14 protein-coding genes are annotated in these 17,500 nt (G+C 70.6%); 4 read left to right on the forward strand and 10 right to left on the reverse strand.

Going from position 1 to position 17,500, the window contains the following annotated elements; translation table 11 throughout:
* Positions 1-166 precede the first annotated feature (166 nt).
* Positions 167-1,810 (reverse strand): D-alanyl-D-alanine carboxypeptidase/D-alanyl-D-alanine-endopeptidase, encoded by a 1,644-nt coding sequence (gene dacB, locus E4N62_RS18095; protein ID WP_374117013.1) that lies wholly within the window; start codon positions 1,808-1,810, stop codon positions 167-169.
* Positions 1,811-1,895: 85 nt separating this feature from the next.
* Between dacB and E4N62_RS18100 the strand changes: the two genes are divergently transcribed.
* Both E4N62_RS18100 and E4N62_RS18105 read left to right on the forward strand, forming a co-directional pair.
* The gene (locus E4N62_RS18100; protein WP_045562613.1) at positions 1,896-2,387 is read left to right on the forward strand and encodes an inorganic diphosphatase; all 492 of its coding nucleotides are present in this window, start codon (positions 1,896-1,898) and stop codon (positions 2,385-2,387) included.
* Positions 2,388-2,541: 154 nt separating this feature from the next.
* Positions 2,542-4,263 carry a threonine/serine exporter ThrE family protein gene (locus E4N62_RS18105; RefSeq protein WP_230215619.1) on the forward strand — a complete coding sequence of 574 codons (1,722 nt, stop codon included), beginning with the start codon at positions 2,542-2,544 and terminating at the stop codon, positions 4,261-4,263.
* Positions 4,264-4,512: 249 nt separating this feature from the next.
* Here the strand turns inward: E4N62_RS18105 and E4N62_RS18110 are convergent, their stop codons facing one another.
* Positions 4,513-5,460 carry a DedA family protein gene (locus E4N62_RS18110; RefSeq protein WP_230215620.1) on the reverse strand — a complete coding sequence of 316 codons (948 nt, stop codon included), beginning with the start codon at positions 5,458-5,460 and terminating at the stop codon, positions 4,513-4,515.
* Positions 5,461-5,665: 205 nt separating this feature from the next.
* Positions 5,666-6,427 (reverse strand): MerR family transcriptional regulator, encoded by a 762-nt coding sequence (locus E4N62_RS18115; RefSeq protein ID WP_230215622.1) that lies wholly within the window; start codon positions 6,425-6,427, stop codon positions 5,666-5,668.
* A gap of 445 nt (positions 6,428-6,872) precedes the next feature.
* Here E4N62_RS18115 and E4N62_RS18120 point away from each other — a divergent pair, with 445 nt between their 5' ends.
* Positions 6,873-7,214, forward strand: a complete 342-nt coding sequence (locus E4N62_RS18120) for a hypothetical protein (protein WP_230215624.1) — start codon at positions 6,873-6,875, stop codon at positions 7,212-7,214.
* Between the two features lie 84 nt (positions 7,215-7,298).
* Here the strand turns inward: E4N62_RS18120 and E4N62_RS18125 are convergent, their stop codons facing one another.
* Complete coding sequence (locus tag E4N62_RS18125; RefSeq protein ID WP_230215626.1) at positions 7,299-9,353, reverse strand: helix-turn-helix domain-containing protein; 2,055 nt, start codon at positions 9,351-9,353, stop codon at positions 7,299-7,301.
* A 228-nt stretch (positions 9,354-9,581) separates the two neighbouring features.
* On the opposite strand from E4N62_RS18125, the gene E4N62_RS18130 reads away from it, so the two are divergent.
* Positions 9,582-11,021 carry a glutamate decarboxylase gene (locus E4N62_RS18130; protein ID WP_230215628.1) on the forward strand — a complete coding sequence of 480 codons (1,440 nt, stop codon included), beginning with the start codon at positions 9,582-9,584 and terminating at the stop codon, positions 11,019-11,021.
* A 394-nt stretch (positions 11,022-11,415) separates the two neighbouring features.
* On the opposite strand, the gene E4N62_RS18135 is transcribed toward E4N62_RS18130, so the two are convergent.
* The 6 genes from E4N62_RS18135 to E4N62_RS18160 all read right to left on the reverse strand — a co-directional run bounded on the left by E4N62_RS18135 (position 11,416) and on the right by E4N62_RS18160 (position 17,164).
* Positions 11,416-12,222, reverse strand: coding sequence for an ABC transporter permease (locus E4N62_RS18135; RefSeq protein ID WP_230215630.1), 807 nt, complete (start codon positions 12,220-12,222; stop codon positions 11,416-11,418).
* Positions 12,219-13,226, reverse strand: a complete 1,008-nt coding sequence (locus E4N62_RS18140; RefSeq protein WP_230215631.1) for an ATP-binding cassette domain-containing protein — start codon at positions 13,224-13,226, stop codon at positions 12,219-12,221. Before E4N62_RS18140 ends, E4N62_RS18135 begins: the two co-directional genes overlap by 4 nt.
* Before the next feature lie 111 nt (positions 13,227-13,337).
* Positions 13,338-13,979, reverse strand: a complete 642-nt coding sequence (locus E4N62_RS18145; protein WP_230215632.1) for a PadR family transcriptional regulator — start codon at positions 13,977-13,979, stop codon at positions 13,338-13,340.
* A 25-nt stretch (positions 13,980-14,004) separates the two neighbouring features.
* Positions 14,005-14,553: a DinB family protein gene (locus E4N62_RS18150; protein ID WP_230215633.1), complete on the reverse strand. Its 549-nt coding sequence runs from the start codon at positions 14,551-14,553 to the stop codon at positions 14,005-14,007.
* Positions 14,554-14,677: 124 nt separating this feature from the next.
* Positions 14,678-16,138, reverse strand: a complete 1,461-nt coding sequence (locus E4N62_RS18155) for an aldehyde dehydrogenase family protein (protein ID WP_230215634.1) — start codon at positions 16,136-16,138, stop codon at positions 14,678-14,680.
* A gap of 162 nt (positions 16,139-16,300) precedes the next feature.
* Positions 16,301-17,164 carry a helix-turn-helix transcriptional regulator gene (locus tag E4N62_RS18160; RefSeq protein WP_230215635.1) on the reverse strand — a complete coding sequence of 288 codons (864 nt, stop codon included), beginning with the start codon at positions 17,162-17,164 and terminating at the stop codon, positions 16,301-16,303.
* Positions 17,165-17,500 lie beyond the last annotated feature (336 nt).

The following is a 17,500-nucleotide window of genomic DNA, read 5'->3' on the forward strand; positions in this document are numbered from 1 at the left end:
CGTACGGGAGCCCTGCCGCTGGGGGCAGGCCGTAGGGTGTGGGGCGCCTTGGGGTGGTGGGTACGTGCGGGTGGGTGGGGTTCTCGCGCCCACGCGGCGGAGCCGCATATCGACACAGCCCCGCGCCCCTGAAAAAGCACAGGGGCTGCGCCCGTGCCTTTCCCCGTCACCGGCAGCCGCAGGTTGCCAGGGTCGAGGTGGCGTCCGTCAGGGCCTTCTTGGCCGGGTCGGTGTTTCCCAGAGGGGTTTCCGCGGCGAGGAAGGCGAAGGCGAGGAGGCGGCCGTCGGCGTCTACGACGGTGCCGGCGAGGGTGTTCACGTTGCTGAGGGTGCCGGTCTTGGCGCGGACGATGCCGGTGCCGGTGGCGTCGCTGGGGTAGCGGGTGCGCAGGGTGCCGGTGAAGCCGGCGACGGGGAGACCGGTGAGGACGGGGCGGAGTTCGGGTGGTCGGGGCCGCCGACTCGGCGAGCAGGGCGGTGAGGAGGGCGGGGTCAGCGCGTTGCCCCGGCTGAGGCCGCTGCCGTCCGCGAACTCGACGCCCTTCAGGGGCACTTCGAGCTTCTTCAGTTCCTTCTTGATGGCCGCCGCACCGCCCTCGAAGCTCGGCTGTTCGCCCGTCGCGAGCGCGACGTGGCGGGCGAGGGCCTCGGCGATGTCGTTGTCGCTGTTGGTGAGCATGCGCTCGACCAGGGTGGCGAGCGGCGGGGAGGAGACCGCGGCGAGTTCCTTCGCGTTCTTCGGGGCCGCCGCGTCGCCCTCCGTCCTCACCTTGATGCCCCGCTCCTCCAGGAGGTCGGCGAACTCGGCGGTGGCGTCCCCCGCCGGGTCGGGGTCGCGGTCCGCGCTGCCGCTGGAGGAGTCGTCGAGGCGGGCCTCGTCGACCATCAGCGGGACGACGAGGGCGAGGTTGCCGTTCCTCCCGATGGTGTGCTGCTCGGGGCCCTCGTAGAGGGAGACGTCGTGGGTGAGGGTGATCTCCTTCAGGTGACGCTTGTCGAGGGCGTCGGCGGTCCGGTCGGCGAGCGTGCGCAGGCTCGCGTAGCCCTCGGTGTCCTTGTGCGCGGTGAGGGTGGGGTCGCCGCCGCCGACGAGGACGACCTCGGCGGAGTCGGGGTCCAGGACCGTGCGGGTCTGGAGGCGGTGGTCGGGACCCACCGCCGAGAGCGCCGCGACGGCCGTGGCGATCTTGGTGGTCGAGGCCGGTGTCAGGGCCTCCTCCGCGTTCTGGGAGTACAGCTGCTCGCCGGTCTCGACGTCGACGACGGAGGCCGCCCGGCGGGGGCCCAGGACGGGGGACTTCAGGAACGGGTCGAGGAGGGCAGCCAGGGCTGCGGAGTCGGGCGCCGAGCCCGCGCCGGAGGCGCCGCCGAGGCCGGCCAGGACGGAGGGGGCGCTCGGCGCGGGCTTGGGCGCCCCCGCCGCCGTACCGGACGACGTACCGGAACTACGTCCGTGATCTGCGCCACCCTGGCCTTCGCGCGATGCCGCCCAGTCGCGCTCGGCCGTACGCTGACCGGAGGAGTCCCAGGGTCCGGCGGCGGCCACCGCCCCGGCCGAGAACACCAGCCCCAGGGTGGCCGCGCCGGCGGTGAACTGGAGGGTCGTGAGCTTCTTCGTGTTCCTCGTGAGCTGCGAAGAACGTGCCGTGACGGCGCTCGTGACGCGCACGACGCCGGGTTTCACCGCCTGTGCGACGCGCGCGGCACCGGGCTTCACGGCGCGTGTGACGCGCACGATCCCCGGCTTCACGCCGTGCACCACCCGCACCACACGCGGTCTCGCGGCCCGCCAGACCTTCGGCTCCCGCACGACCACCAGCCCCTTTCGCGATCACACACCTGCGTGAGGGACACTTAACCACCAGAACTATGTGTTGATCATGGAGGAGTCACCGGTGGAGTTCGACGTCACGATCGAGATTCCGAAGGGTTCGCGGAACAAGTACGAGGTGGACCACGAGACCGGTCGGATCCGCCTGGACCGTCGCCTCTTCACCTCGACCGCCTACCCGACCGACTACGGCTTCGTCGAGAACACCCTCGGCGAGGACGGCGACCCGCTGGACGCGTTGGTCATCCTGGACGAGCCGACCTTCCCGGGCTGCCTCATCAAGTGCCGTGCGATCGGCATGTTCCGGATGACGGACGAGGCCGGCGGCGACGACAAGCTGCTGTGCGTCCCGGCGACGGACCCGCGCCAGGAGCACCTGCGTGACATCCACCACGTCTCGGAGTTCGACCGCCTGGAGATCCAGCACTTCTTCGAGGTCTACAAGGACCTGGAGCCCGGCAAGTCCGTCGAGGGCGCCGACTGGGTGGGCCGCGCCGACGCCGAGGCCGAGGTCGAGAAGTCGTACAAGCGCTTCAAGGAGCAGGGCGGTCACTGACCCCGCCTGAGCTTCGGCTGTCTTGCCGATCGATTCCGCGAACGGGCCGCGTGTCCCCAGGAGGGGCCGCGTGGCCCGTTCGCGTATCCGTGAGTGCCGGTGCGCATACTGAGGCGTACCTGAGGTGTCGTACAGGGAGCGCGGCGGAGTGGGAGTGACGGAGTCCGGGGACGGCGGGCCGGTGGAGGACCGCAAGCCGGTGTCGGACGAGGCGGGCAGTGCCTTCGCGCCGGTGGGGTTCACGCTGGGGATCGACGGGGACGCGTCGGTGACCTCGGAGTTCGCGATCCCGGCGGGGCTGGACGTGCCGCCCGCGGGAGCGGAGGCCGAGGCGCAGACGACCTCCGAGTTCGCGCTGCCGGAGGGGCTGGCGCCGCCCGAGGGGGTCCCGGACGAGCACGAGGGGTCCGCGTTCAGCGTGCCGCGGACCTACAGCACGCGGCACGCGCCGGTCGCGTTCACACCGGCCGGCGGGATCCCGACCGTCAGTCTGACCAAGGACGTGCCCTGGCAGGACCGGATGCGCACGATGCTGCGGATGCCGGTGGCGGAGCGGCCCGCGCCGGAGCCGTCGGCGCGCGCGGAGGGCGACACGGGGCCCGCCGTGCCCCGTGTGCTCGACCTCACCCTGAGGATTGGCGAGCTGCTGCTGGCGGGCGGCGAGGGCGCGGAGGACGTGGAGGCGGCGATGTTCGCCGTGTGCCGGTCCTACGGCCTCGACCGCTGCGAGCCGACGGTGACCTTCACCCAGCTGTCGGTCACCTACCAGCCGTCGCTGGTGGACGACCCGGTCACGGCGTCGAGGATCGTCCGGCGCCGGGCCACCGACTACAACCGGCTCGCGGCCGTCTTCCGGCTGGTGGACGACCTCAGCGACCCGGAGACCGCGATCTCGCTGGAGGAGGCGTACCGGCGGCTGGCGGAGATACGGCGCAACCGGCACCCGTATCCCGGCTGGACGCTGACCCTGGCGAGCGGATTGCTGGCGGGGGCCGCGTCCGTGCTGGTCGGCGGTGGCGTCGTCGTGTTCGTGGCGGCGGCGCTCGGCGCGATGCTCGGCGACCGGCTGGCGTGGCTGTGCTCCGGGCGCGGGCTGCCGGAGTTCTACCAGTTCCTGGTGGCCGCGATGCCCCCGGCGGCGATCGGGGTGGCGCTGACCGTGGCGCACGTGGACGTGAAGGCGTCCGCCGTCATCACCGGTGGGCTGTTCGCGCTGCTGCCCGGGCGGGCGCTCGTGGCGGGTGTGCAGGACGGGCTGACCGGCTTCTACATCACCGCCTCCGCGCGGCTCCTGGAGGTCATGTACCTCTTCGTGGGCATCGTGGTGGGGGTGCTGCTGGTTCTGTACTTCGGTGTGAAGCTGGGCGCCGAGCTGAACCCGGACGCGGCGCTCGGCAGCGCGGACCGGCCGCTGTTGCAGCTCGGGGCGTCGATGCTGCTGTCGTTGACGTTCGCCCTGCTGCTTCAGCAGGAACGATCCACCGTGCTGGCGGTGACCCTCAACGGCGGGGTGGCCTGGGCGGTGTACGGGGCCATGCACGAGGCGGGCGGGATCTCACCGGTGGCCTCCACCGCCGTGGCGGCGGGGCTGGTGGGGCTGTTCGGACAGTTGCTGTCGCGGTACCGGTTCGCTTCCGCGCTGCCCTATACGACCGCGGCGATCGGTCCCCTGTTGCCGGGGTCGGCCACGTATTTCGGGTTGTTGGCCTTCGCGCAGAACGATGTGGACGCGGGGTTGGTGTCGCTCACCAAGGCCGCGGCGTTGGCCATGGCCATCGCGATCGGGGTGAACCTGGGATCCGAGCTGTTCCGGTTGTTCCTGCCGGGGGCCGCGCGGGCGGGCCGCAAGGCGGCGAAGCGGACGCGGGGGTTCTAGGGCGTGTTTCGGAAGTCCCTTCTGCTCTGCGACGCCCGGCACGCACTCTCGCCGCACCGGACGCCGCAGAGCCGCCCTTCGGGCGACGAAGGGACTTCCGAAACACGCCCTAGCGCCGGTGCCTAATAGCTCGGGGTCTGCTGGGTGTTGGCGGCTGCGGGTCGATGGTGACTGATCGCGCCCACGCGGCGGAGCCGCACATGGACACGGTCCCGCGCCCCTTGAAAGCGGGGCGCGGGACCGTGGTTGTCAGTACCGGGGGTGGTCTTGGCCCTGGTAGCCCTGCTGGTTCCGGTTCTGGGGGTACTGACCGCCCTGCGGGTACTGCGGGGCGTAGGGCTGCTGCGGGGGCTGCTGGTAGCCGTAGTTCTCCTGGTAGCCCTGCTGCTGATGGCCGTGGTGGCCCTGGTGGCCGTAACCCTGGTGGTCGTGCGCCTGGTTGCCGTAGCCCTGGTTCTGGTCGTACGACGGCTGCCGGGGCTGGTCGGTCGACGGGATGCGGCGGAGCTGGGTCGTCGCGTCGTCCATGACCGGGGCGGCGGCGGAGTGCTGCTGCGGGGCCTGCTGGGGCTGGTTCTTCTTCGCCTTCCTCGCCTTGAGGAGCTCGAAGATGATCGGGAGCACCGAGATGAGGACGATGAGGATGAGCATCGCCTCGATGTTCTTGTGCACGAACTCGATCTGACCGAGCCAGGAGCCGAGGAGCGTGACACCCGCGCCCCAGAGGATGGCGCCGACGATGTTGAAGACGATGAACGTGCGGTACCGCATGCCGCTGACGCCCGCGATGATCGGCGTGAACGTCCGCACGATGGGCACGAAGCGGGCCAGGATCAGGGACTTCGGACCGTGCTTCTCGAAGAACTCGTGGGCCTTGGTGACGTTCTCCTGCTTGAAGAAGCGGGAGTCGGGGCGGTTGAAGAGGGCGGGGCCGACCTTCTTGCCGAACATGTACCCCACCTGGTCGCCCAGGATGGCCGAGACGCAGATCAGCACGATCGCCAGCCAGAGCGGGAAGTCCAGCTGATCGGTGGTGATCAGCAGGCCGGCCGTGAAGAGCAGCGAGTCACCGGGCAGGAAGAACCCGAAGAACAGGCCGGACTCGGCGAACACGATCAGGAGCAGGCCCCAGATGCCGAACGAATTGAGCAGGTAGTCCGGATCCAGCCAGCTCGGTCCGAGGGCGATCGTCTGCACGGTTCCGGGCTCCTGGGGGGTGAGGAAGAGGGAACGCCTGTGGGCGGGGACCCACGACGGCGGGTCGCACAGGCGGTGGGACCCATAGGGGTGACCAAAGCTATCAACGCACGGTCACCCCACTAGGTTCCACGGGTTCCCCCAGAGTGCCCTGTGGCCGCACTGAGACCAAGCCGTGTGGTCAGCGGGGCGGGCGGAGGCGCGGTCAGGGGCGCTTGCGGGCCGCGTTCGCGTTGATCGCGTCCCGCAGGTGTTCGGCGAGTCCCGGGCGCATCGCGTCGTAGAACGCCGTGAAGCGCTCGTCGGAGACGTACATCTCGCCGAGGCCCTGGTGCATCTCGTACGGGCAGTCGTAGAACCAGGTGACGATGTGCTGCCGGTGCTCCTCGGCCATGTTCATGGCCGCCTCGCCGGTCGGCTCCTCGCCGGCGGCCATCAGGGCGTCGTAGCGCGCGCCCCAGGCGGCCGCCTCGGCCTGCATGCGCTTCCAGTCCTCCTTGGTGTAGGCGGCGGTGCGGCGCTGCGACTCGGCGTACGCCTCCGTGCCGCCCCAGCGCTGTTCCGCCTCCTCCGCGTACTGCTCGGGATCCTTGTCGCCGAAGACCTCGAACCGTTCCTCGGGGGTGAGGTTGATGCCCATCCTGCGTGCCTCCATGGCGTGTTCCACGGCCGCGGCCATCTTCCGCAGCTTCTCGATCCGGGCGGTCAGCAGTTCGTGCTGGCGGCGCAGGTGCGCCCGCGGGTCCGCATCCGGGTCGTCGAGCAGGGTCGCGACCTCGTCGAGGGGGAAGCCGAGCTCCCGGTAGAACAGGATCCGCTGGAGCCGGTCGAGGTCGTCGTCGGCGTAGCGGCGGTGGCCCGCGTGGGTGCGCTCGCTCGGTACGAGGAGGCCGATCTCGTCGTAGTGGTGCAGCGTGCGCACCGTGATCCCGGCGTAGCCCGCGACCTGTCCCACGGTGTGGCTCATGGCTTCCGCTCCTTTGTCGGTCGTGTTCCAGGCTCGGTCCTCACGTGACGTTAGGTGCAAGTTCTTTGTGCTCACCGACCGCCGGGGCCGGGCAGTGGCCCTCCGGCGGTCAGCGCCGGGCCGTAGCGGACCGTGCACTTCCGCAAGGCTCGGGGCTGGTGAAACGCACTGGCGACACGTCACACGCGGCTCACTGTGCACAACGCGAAGCCGGGGCGCGTGGACCGTGCACTTGTGCAATGGCTCGCGGCCCGGCGCACTTCCTACGCTGAGCGCGCGTCGTCCGGGGCCTTCCTCCCCAGGTGGTACCGGACGACGCAGGCCACCGCCCGCGCGGTGTCCGCGGACGAGAACGCCCGGCCCGTCACGGGGGTGCGGGCCAGGCGTTCCGTCGACGGCCGCCGTCGCCTCCTCCGACCCCGTAGTTCCCAGCGGAGGGACTGTCTTGAACCAGACCGACAAGAGGGACACCTCGTTCGCCGACCTCGGCACGGCGCTGGAAGGTGTGGACCGCGACCGTCTGACGATCGTGCCCCTCTTCGCGGGCGACGACGCCGGGCTCACCGCCCATCTCGTGGTGTGGCCGCCGAACGCGCCGAGCCAGGCCTGTGTGCACGGGGACTTCGCCGAGGCCGCCCACATCGTCGCGGGCAGCATCATCGACGAGGACGGGACGGAGCACCGGGCGGGCCGGCTGTGGATGCGCCCGGCGCACCATGTGCACCACCCGCGCGCCGGCGCCGAGGGCGCCCAACTCGTCCTGTGGCGGGCGCCCGTACCGGCGTGAGGATCCCCTGGGCAACCCGCGCACGTGTTTGGGGACGTGCGCGGGTTTCGGTCTTAGGCGCCGGTCGTGCCGGGGGCCGGTCGCTCAGGAGCCGCGGGGCGGCTGGGTCAGGGCCGGGCGGCCCAGGAGCACGTGCAGGGCGAGGGCGATGTCGGCCACGGTCACCACGTCGGTGTCGGTGATGCCGACCATCTTGGTGGAGAAGTCCATGCCGAGCACGCCCGCCGCGTCCCGGGTGTGGTTGCGGACGGTGGCCTCGGAGAGGCCGAGGGCGCGGGCGGTCTCCCTGGTGCTGAGGTTGTTCTCCAGCCAGACGCAGAGGGTCTCGACGAGGTCGCGCTGATCCGCCCGTACAGGGCGCAGGCGCTCCTCCGCCCAGGCGGCGGTGCCGCAGTCCTCGGCCGCGGCCGCCATCAGCGCCGCGAAGTCGGGTGGCGTGGCGGGGGTGTCCGGGTGCGGTGAGGCAGGGGTGTCGGTCCCCGGGGGCGCGTCCAGGTCCAGGTCCGGGCCAGGGTCGGGGTCCGGCAGGGCGAGGATGTCGAGGGCGAGCAGCGTCAGGACGCGGTCGTTGGCGGAGCCCCGGAGGTCCAGGGAGAGGATCTTCCCGGCCCGGTTGAGACGCTGCGTGACCGTGTTGCGGTGGACGCCGAGGCCGCCGGCGGCCTCCGTGTGCTTGAAGCTGAGGGCGGTCGGGAGGGTCTCCAGCAGCAGCTTCCGCTCGTCGCCGCGGCCGGGGAAGTCGTCCAGGAGCGGGGCCATCAGGGCCGCCGCCCAGGCCTTCGCCTCCCGTCTGGGCAGCAGGGGGGCGAACTTGGCCTTGGAGCCGCCCAGCCGGACGCGGTGCGGGGTGCCCGCCGCGTCGCCGACCGCCGTCAGGGCCTCCAGATAGCCGACCGCGGTCTCGGCGAGCGCGTGCGGTCGGCTCTGGCCCATGAGATGGCCCTCGCGGGCGGCGATCATCTCCTTGAGGACCGACTCGACCCGGTCGCCCTCGCGGGCGGGGTCAAGGATGAGGATGTGCTTCGGCTTGCCCGGGCACGGGGCCACGATCGCCTGCTCGGCCAGGGTTCGCTCGCACCAGATGAGGGTGGCCTCGCGCTCCTGTGGTCCGGTGTCGACGACGAAGACGCGGGCGGTGTCGGTGTCCAGCAGGGCCTGTGCGGCGCCCGTGTAGACCACCTGTGCCAGAACCGTTTCTCCGCGCATGAGCAGCTGGAACGCGGCGTGCCGCACCGCCCGCGGGGTGCGGGTCCTGGCCAGCTGCTCGCGGCGGGCCTGGTCGCACAGTCCGAGGAGCTTCGCCGCGTGCTGGATCAGGGCCGTGGCCGCGCGGTCGAAGGGTTCGTGGGTGGCGATGGCCAGCCGGACCTCGTCGTCGCCGCCCGGGAAGCCCGGGGAGCCTGGGGAGCCTGGGGAGCCTAGGGAGCCCGGGGAGCCTGGGGAGATCGACACGATCCGGGTGTGCATGGCGCCGTCGTGCGCCTCGCGTGCGCCGTGCGCGCTGGTGATGACGGCGTGGGCCAGGCCGGCGGGCGCGCTGTCGGGCGCCGCCGCGAGGACGCCGCGCCGGGCCGAGCTGACGAGGACCTCGGCGTCCAGGGCCACCGAGAGCCAGTCGGCGATGCGCCGCGCGGCCGTGGGGTCGGCGAGACGGGCCGGGAGCCGGTTGAGGAGGCCGTCGAGGTGCTGGACCTGGCGCTCCGCGAACTGGGCGCGCCGCAGCCGCAGGTCCTCGTTGACGTGGGCCCAGGCGGTGGTCTCGGCGGAGGTCGCCAGCAGGGGCAGTTCCAGGCGGTTCGCGGCGGTGAGGGTGGCGTCGGGGAGGGTGCGCAGGTCGTGCCCAGGGGTGCCGATCACCAGGCCGGCCGCCTTGCGCCGGTCCAGGAGCCGGATCAGGTGGTCGAGCGCGCGCAGGTGGGCCGGGGTCGGCCGGGGCGTGTCCATGGTGACCAGGAAGAGCGTCCCGTCCTCGAACGGGGTGTCGGCCGCGAGGTCGCCGAGCGTGTGCGGAGCCTCGGTCAGCGGCCTGGCGACGACCTCGGTGACCCGGGTCGCGCCGTGGCGGGAGGCGTGGCCCGGCTGGAGGAACCTCAGCCGCAGCTGCTGCCGCTCATTGATCAGATAGTCAAGGGTGGGCAACTGCGCCGTCCCTCCCCGGTCACGCACGTGGGTGCGCGGGACGCTCAACTCCACCTGCTCTGTTCGCTCTTGTCGTACGTCTTGGCATGCGTCCTGTCATACGTGGTGTGCGTTCGGCAGCGTAATGGACGGACGATACGACCGACACATCATCCTCACAGCCCACCCGCACCCCTTCCGCGCATCTGTGAGGTGCGCGTCCCCGGCAGGGGACCTACCGTCGAAGGCATGCCACTGCACCGATGGGACAGCGACGCCCCGCAGGACGCCGGGCGCGACCGGCACGACGGGCACCGGCTCGCCGTGAACCCCTTCTACGGCCAGGCCAACCCGGTGGGCGGCATGACGGAGGCCCCGCCCAAGCACCGGCTGCCCGAGGCGCCGCTGCCCCCCTCCACGGCGTACCAGCTCGTCCACGACGAGCTCATGCTGGACGGGAACTCACGGCTGAACCTCGCCACCTTCGTCACCACCTGGATGGAGCCCCAGGCGGGGGTGCTGATGAGCGAGTGCCGGGACAAGAACATGATCGACAAGGACGAGTACCCGCGCACGGCCGAGCTGGAGCGGCGGTGCGTGGCGATGCTCGCCGACCTGTGGAACGCGCCGGACCCGGCCGCCGCCGTCGGCTGCTCGACCACCGGGTCCAGCGAGGCGTGCATGCTCGCCGGGATGGCCCTCAAGCGGCGGTGGGCGAACCGGAACGCCGACCGCTACCCGTCGGCGGGCGCCCGGCCCAACCTGGTCATGGGGGTCAACGTCCAGGTCTGCTGGGACAAGTTCTGCAACTTCTGGGAGGTGGAGGCGCGGCAGGTGCCCATGGAGGGCGACCGGTTCCATCTCGATCCGGCGGCGGCCGCGGCGCTGTGCGACGAGAACACGATCGGGGTGGTGGGCGTGCTCGGTTCCACCTTCGACGGGTCGTACGAGCCGATCGCCGAGCTGTGCGCGGCCCTCGACGACCTCCAGGAACGTACCGGTCTGGATGTGCCCGTACATGTCGACGGGGCGTCCGGGGCCATGGTCGCCCCCTTCCTCGACGAGGAGCTGGTCTGGGACTTCCGGCTGCCCCGGGTGTCGTCGATCAACACCTCCGGGCACAAGTACGGGCTGGTGTATCCGGGGGTGGGCTGGGCGCTCTGGCGCTCCGCCGCCGAGCTGCCGGAGGAGCTGGTGTTCCGGGTGAACTACCTGGGCGGGGACATGCCCACGTTCGCGCTGAACTTCTCCCGGCCGGGGGCGCAGGTCGTGGCGCAGTACTACACGTTCCTGCGGCTCGGGCGGGAGGGGTACCGGGCCGTGCAGCGGTCGACGCGGGACGTGGCGACCGGGCTCGCGGAGGAGGTGGCGAAGTTCGGGGACTTCCGGCTGCTGACCCGGGGTGACGAGTTGCCGGTGTTCGCCTTCACGACGGAGGAGGGGGTCACCGCGTTCGACGTCTTCGACGTGGCGCGGCGGATGCGGGAGAAGGGGTGGCTGGTGCCCGCGTACACGTTCCCGGAGAACCGGGAGGACCTGTCCGTGCTGCGGGTGGTGTGCCGGAACGGGTTCACGACCGATCTCGCGGAGCTGTTCCTGGAGGATCTGGGGCAGCTGCTGCCCGAGCTTCGGCGGCAGTCGGGGCCGGCGGTGCGGGACAAGGGGGCGGCGACGGGGTTTCACCACTAGGGGGTGTTTCGGAAGTCCCTTCGTCGCCCGAAGGGCGGCTCTGCGGCGTCCGGTGCGTGCTCTCGGCGCGCCGGACGAAAGGCCTCGTACTGGGTGTACTTGGCCTTTCGTCCGGTGCGGCGGTGGGGGTACCTCCCGGTCGAGCGCCAGCCGAGACCGGGGGAGCGTGCCGGGCGACGCAGAGCAGAAGGGACTTCCGAAACACGCCCTAGGGCCACGGGGTGGTGCGGCCGGGATTCTCGCCCCCGCCGCCCCTACCCGTCCCGTACCCGTCCCGTCCTCCAGGGGCTACGCCCCTTCGACCCCCAGACGTCCGTCCGGTGGGGGCTGGTCGCGCAGTTCCCCGCGCCCCTGAAAAGGCGGGGCTACGCCCCTGCCTTTTCGGTCCGTGCGATCACTTGCTCAGGCGGGCGAACCTGCGTACCGCCAAGGGGAAGAAGACCGCCAGGAGGGCCAAGGGCCAGGCGATCGCCGTCCAGAGGTGGGGGGCTTCGGCGCCCGGGGTGCCGAAGAGGTGGCGTACGGCCGTCGCCGTGTGGGACATCGGGTTCCAGTCGACGACCGTGCCGAGCCAGTCGGGCATGGAGGCGGGCGTGGCGAGGGCGTTGGAGAGGAAGCCGACCGGCCAGACGAGGATCTGTACGGCGGTGAGGAGTTCGGGCCGGCCGGCCAGCATCGCCAGGTGGATGCCGATCCACAGCATCGCGAAGCGGAAGAGCAGCAGCAGACCGACCGCCCCGAGGAAGGCCGCGGGGCCGCCGTGCGCGCGCCAGCCGAGGGCGAGGGCGACGGCCATGAGGACGGCCAGGCCCACCGCCGACTGGAGCATGTCCGCGACCGAACGGCCCACCAGGACCGCCCCGTTGGCCATCGGCATCGAACGGAACCGGTCGATCACCCCCTTGTTGAGGTCCTGGGTGACGGCGAGCATCGTGCCCTCCAGGCCGAAGGCCATGGTGAGCGCGAGCATGCCGGGGACCAGGTAGTCGAGGTAGTCGCCGGTCACCCCGCGGCCGCCGCCGATCAGATAGCCGAACATCAGCAGCAGCATCACCGGGAAGACCAGCCCGACCAGCATCTGCACCGGTTGCCGTGCCCAGTGGGCGAGTTCGCGGCGGGTCATGGTCCAGGAGTCGGTCAGGGCGTGCCTGCCCACACCCGTGTGCGCGGTTGTCGCTGTCGTCGCCGTCGTCGTGGTCATGCGCGTACGGCCTCCTTCGTACGGTCGTCCCCGGTGAGGTGCAGGAACACCTCGTCCAGGGTCGGGCGGCGCAGGGCGATGTCCTCGGCCTCGATACCGGCGTCCGCGAGGGCGCGCACGACCGTGGTGAGGGCCGTCATGCGGTCGGTGACCGGGGCGCTGAGCCGGCGGCGGTCGGCGTCGAGCGTGATGTCGTCCTCGGGGGCCGGCAACAGAGCTGCGGCGGCGCCCAGTTGATCGGCTTCGCGCAGGACGATGTCGATGCGGTCGCCGCCGGTCAGGCGCTTCAGCTCGTCCGCCGTGCCGTCGGCGACGACCCGGCCGCCGTCGACCACGGAGATCCGGTCGGCGAGTTGGTCGGCCTCCTCCAGGTACTGGGTGGTGAGCAGGACCGTCGTACCGCCGCCGACCAGGGAGCGGACGGAGTCCCAGACCTCGGTGCGGCCGCGAGGGTCGAGGCCGGTCGTCGGCTCGTCCAGGAAGAGCACCTCCGGTTCGGTGATCAGGGACGCGGCGAGGTCGAGGCGGCGCCGCATGCCGCCGCTGTACTGCTTGACGGCCTTGCGGCCGGTGTCGCCGAGGCCGAACCGCTCCAGGAGTTCGTCGGCCCGTACGCGCGCGGGGCGGGCGCCCAGGTGGTAGAGGCGGCCGAACATCTCCAGGTTCTGCCGGCCGCCGAGCTCCTCGTCGAGCGCGGCGTGCTGGCCGAGCAGGCCGATGCGGGAGCGCACCTCCCGTGCGTGCGCCACCACGTCGTGCCCCGCGACCTCGACCCGGCCGGCGTCGGGCCGCAGCAGGGTCGCCAGGATCCTGACCAGGGTCGTCTTGCCCGCGCCGTTGGGCCCGAGCACTCCGTGCACGGTGCCGCGCGCCACGTGGAGGTCCAGTCCGTCGAGGGCCACCTTGCCGCCCTTGCCGCCCTCGTTCCTCCTGTCGTCCTTGCCGCTCCTGCCGCCGTACCTCTTGCGCGCCCCTTCGACAGTGATCGCCGCGTCCGCCGCCATCGGGACCTCCCTGTCGGTCGATGTCCGCCTCACCGTTCACACCCCCTCAGGTAGTCAAAGTTGACTACGGCCACGACCGTAACCCTTGTGAAGTCGGGTGGTCAAACTTGATTAGCGGTCGTCCCCCGGGTGCCGCTCCCCCGTCGCGTACGGGTTGTCCTGGCCCTCCGCGAGGACGCCGACGAACGGCTCACCCTCCCCCGCGAAGGTGTAGGCGCCGGCGCGGATGCGCTCGATGAGGCTGCGGGTCCACGCGGCGCCGCTGTCGGCGGAGTCGAGCCAGAAGTTCATGATCTCGCCGATGTGCCCGAACTGGGCCGGGCCCTGCTCGGGCGCGTAGTACTCGGTGATGCCCTCGCGCCAGGCACCGATGGCCTTGACCCGCTCCTCCAGGAGGCCGAGCACCTCCGCGCGGTCGAGGTCGACCATGAAGCCGAGCCCGGCCGAGAGCACGTCCGGCTTCTGGTGGTAGGTGGCGAGGGACTCCCGCAGCAGCGCGAAGAACTCCTCGGTGCCGACGTCGGTGATCGTGTACTCCGTGCGGGGCGGCCCGCCGGCCGTGGAGGGGGCGGTCTCGTGTGCGACCAGCAGTCCCTGTTTCGCCATCTGCTTCAGGGCGTGGTAGATCGAGCCGGGCTTGGCGTTGGACCACTCGTGCGCGCCCCAGTACTCCAGGTCGTTGCGCACCTGGTAGCCGTGGGCCCGCCCGTGCTGGCGCACCGCGCCGAGCACGAGAAGACGGATCGCTGACATGGGCCCAGCGTAGAACCACCGGACGTCACCCCCCGTTCGCACCCTGCGCCTTCGCCACCAGCTCGAAGGCGGTGGCGCCGTCCAGCGACTCGCGGATGACGTCGGCGTGACCGGCGTGCCGGGCGGTCTCGCGGATGAGGTGGAGGGCCAGCCAGCGCATGGAGACCCGCTCGTTCGGCGGGAACCACGGTTCGTTCGGCAGTTCGAAGGTGTCGTCGAGGCTGGGCACCGTACGCAGGAAGGACTCCGTCTCGGCGGCGACCTTCTCCCAGTACGCGAGCTGCGACTCCACGGTCTCGTCGCGGACGAGGGTGAAGCACTCGTGCCAGTTCGACTGGTCCCGCCGGACGGCCGGCTCCTCGCCCCTGGCCTTGGCGACCCACCACTGCTCGACTTCGGCCACGTGCTTGAGGAGCCCGGCGAGGGAGAGTTCGCTGGCGCTCGGCCGGCTGGAGGCCTGCTCGTCGGTGAGTCCGAGCACCGAACGGCGGAGGCCGCCGCGCTGTTCCGCCAGGAAGGCGAGCAGCGCCCCGCGCTCGTCGACCGTCTCCTCCGCGCGCACGTGCATGACCATGACCGTCTGCCTCTCGTCGGGCCGGGGGCTCCGGTGAGCCCCTCTGACAACGACGAAACTACGGGCCCTTGCGGTCAGGTTCTGTCCGCAAGGGCCCGGCGCTTTCAGAGATGGGGGAAAGCCGTCAGAAGGGGAAGAAGCTCCGCTTGTGCTGGACCGAGATCCACTTCTGGGTGGTGAACGCGTCCACCGCGGTCTCGCCGTTGAGGCGCCCGATGCCGGAGTGCTTCTCACCGCCGAACGGCACGAGGGGCTCGTCGTGCACGGTGCCGTCGTTGACGTGGAACATGCCGGTGTCGATCTGCTTGGCGAAGCGCACGCCCCGCTCGATGTCCCCGGTGTGCACGGCGCCGCTGAGGCCGTACGGGGTGTCGTTGACGATGCGGACGGCCTCCTCCTCCCCGTCGAAGGGGATGAGGAAGACGACGGGGCCGAAGACCTCCTGCTGGAGGAGGGCGGAGCCGGCGGGGACGTCGGTGAGGACGGACGGCTCGACCAGGTTCGCGGTCGTGGAGCCGTGCACGAGCGCGGTGGCGCCCTCGGCGAGTGCCTGCTCGACGACGGACTTGAGGGCGTCCGCCTGGGAGGAGTTGATGACCGGGCCGATGACCGTGCTCGGGTCGCTCGGGTCGCCGACCTTCAGGGACGTCACCTTGGCCACGAACTTCTCGGTGAACTCGGCCTGCACCGAGCGGTCGACCAGGACGCGGTTGGCGGCCATGCAGACCTGACCCTGGTGGACGAAGCGCGAGAAGACGGCCGCGTCGACGGCGTAGTCGACATCCGCGTCGTCCAGGACCACCAGGGCGCTGTTGCCGCCCAGTTCGAGGACGGTCCGCTTGAAGTTCGCGGCGGCGACGGTGGCGACGTGACGGCCGACCTTGTCGGAGCCGGTGAAGGAGATCATCTTCGGGACGGGGTGCTCGATGAAGGCGTCGCCTATCTCGGCGATGTCGGTGACGACGACGTTGAGCAGCCCGCCGGGCAGGCCGGCCTCCTCGAAGATCTTCGCGACCAGGGTGCCACCGGCGATGGGTGTGTTCTGGTGCGGCTTCAGCACCACGCCGTTGCCGAGGGCGAGGGCGGGGGCCACCGACTTGACGGAGAGCAGGAAGGGGAAGTTGAAGGGGCTGATGACGCCCACGACGCCGACCGGTACGCGGTAGAGGCGGTTCTCCTTGCCGTCGATCGGCGACGGAAGGATTCTGCCCTCGGGGCGCAGCACCAGCTGAATCGATTCGCGCAGGAACTCCTTGGCGAGGTGCAGTTCGAACCCCGCCTTCAGGTACGTGCCGCCGAGTTCCGCGATGATCACCTCGGTGATCTCCTGCTCGCGCTCCTCGATGACCTTCAGGGCCTTCTCGAAGACCGCGCGACGCGCATAGGCGTTGACCTCGGCCCATTCCTTCTGGGCCGCCTGGGCTGCCCGGTAGGCCTCGTCCACCTCGTCGACCGTGGCGATGGTGATCGACGCGAGCTTCGCGTCGTCGTACGGGTTGAAGTCGATGATGTCCCAGGAGCCGGAGCCCGGGCGCCACTCGCCGCCGATGTACTGCTGGGCCAGGTCGGTGAAGTAGGACGACATGTGATCCTCAATCAGTCGGCATCGATCAAGATTGATCACACGTCATCGTACTGGTGGGTAAAGGGAGTTGAGAGCTACTCGGGAGACTCTGTGAAGACTCTCAGGGAGCCTCAGGGAGGACCGGAAGGTGCCCCAGGGAGTCCCAAGGAGTCCCAAGGAGTCTCAGGAGAGCTGGATCAGCCCCCGCAGCAGGTCCCTGCTCTCGGCCGGGGACGGGCTGTCGTCCTGGAGCCGCTTGATCGCCCGCTCGTACTGCGCGATGTCCTCGCCCTTGTCCAGGTAGAGCGCGCTGGTGAGCTGTTCGAGATAGACGACGTCGGTGAGGTCGGACTCCGGGAAGCTCAGCACGGTGAAGGCGCCGCTCTCGCCGGAGTGACCGCCGAAGCTGAACGGCATGATCTGGATCGTCACGTTCGGGCGCTCCGAGATGTCGATCAGATGCTGGAACTGCCCCCGCATCACGTCCCGGTCGCCGTACGGCCGACGCAGCGCCGCCTCGTCGAGGACGCAGTGGAACTCCGGGGCCCGCTCGGACACCAGGTACTTCTGGCGCTCCATCCGCAGGGCGACCCGCTTGTCGATCTCCGCCTCGCTCGCGCCCCTCATGCCCCGGGCGACGACCGCGTGGGCGTACGCCTCGGTCTGCAACAGACCGTGCACGAACTGGACTTCGTAGCTGCGGATGAGGTGGGCCGCCGCTTCGAGGCCGACGTAGGTGGGGAACCAGCTGGGCAGGACGTCGGAGTAGCTGTGCCACCAGCCGGCGACATTGGCTTCCTTCGCCAGGGAGAGCAGTGAGGTGCGCTCGGCCTCGTCGGTGACGCCGTAGAGGGTCAACAGGTCCTCCACGTCACGGGTCTTGAAGCTGACCCGGCCGAGTTCCATCCGGCTGATCTTCGACTCCGAGGAGCGGATCGAGTACCCGGCCTTCTCCCGGGTGATCCCCTGCGACTCGCGCAGCCGCCTGAGATGCGAGCCCAGCAGCATCCGCCTCACCACCGACCCGCTCGATTCACCGGCGCCCACGTTCGTCCAGCCTCCCCAACTTCTTCAGGGGCCGCAGTCTGCCACTAAACCACTCCGATCCGCACTCGCCCGGTTACAGAAATGGAAAGTCTTCAACATCTGAGACGGATGTGACGGCGGAGGAGAGAAGGGAATGTGGCCGAGATGCGCCGCGAAGAACACCCCGCGGACACAGGAAACCGTCAGGAGGTCGCCAGGAAGCCGTCATGCGCGGCCTGTTCGGAGGGACTCAGGCGACAGAAGAAATGTTCAGCAAGCGGTATGCGAAGGTCCAATTCGGGCGCGTGCACGTGCATCTGCCCTTGCATCTGCTGTGCGCATCAGAAACCATGGTCC

Source organism: Streptomyces sp. MNU76, from assembly GCF_020982545.1.
Taxonomy (GTDB): domain Bacteria; phylum Actinomycetota; class Actinomycetes; order Streptomycetales; family Streptomycetaceae; genus Streptomyces.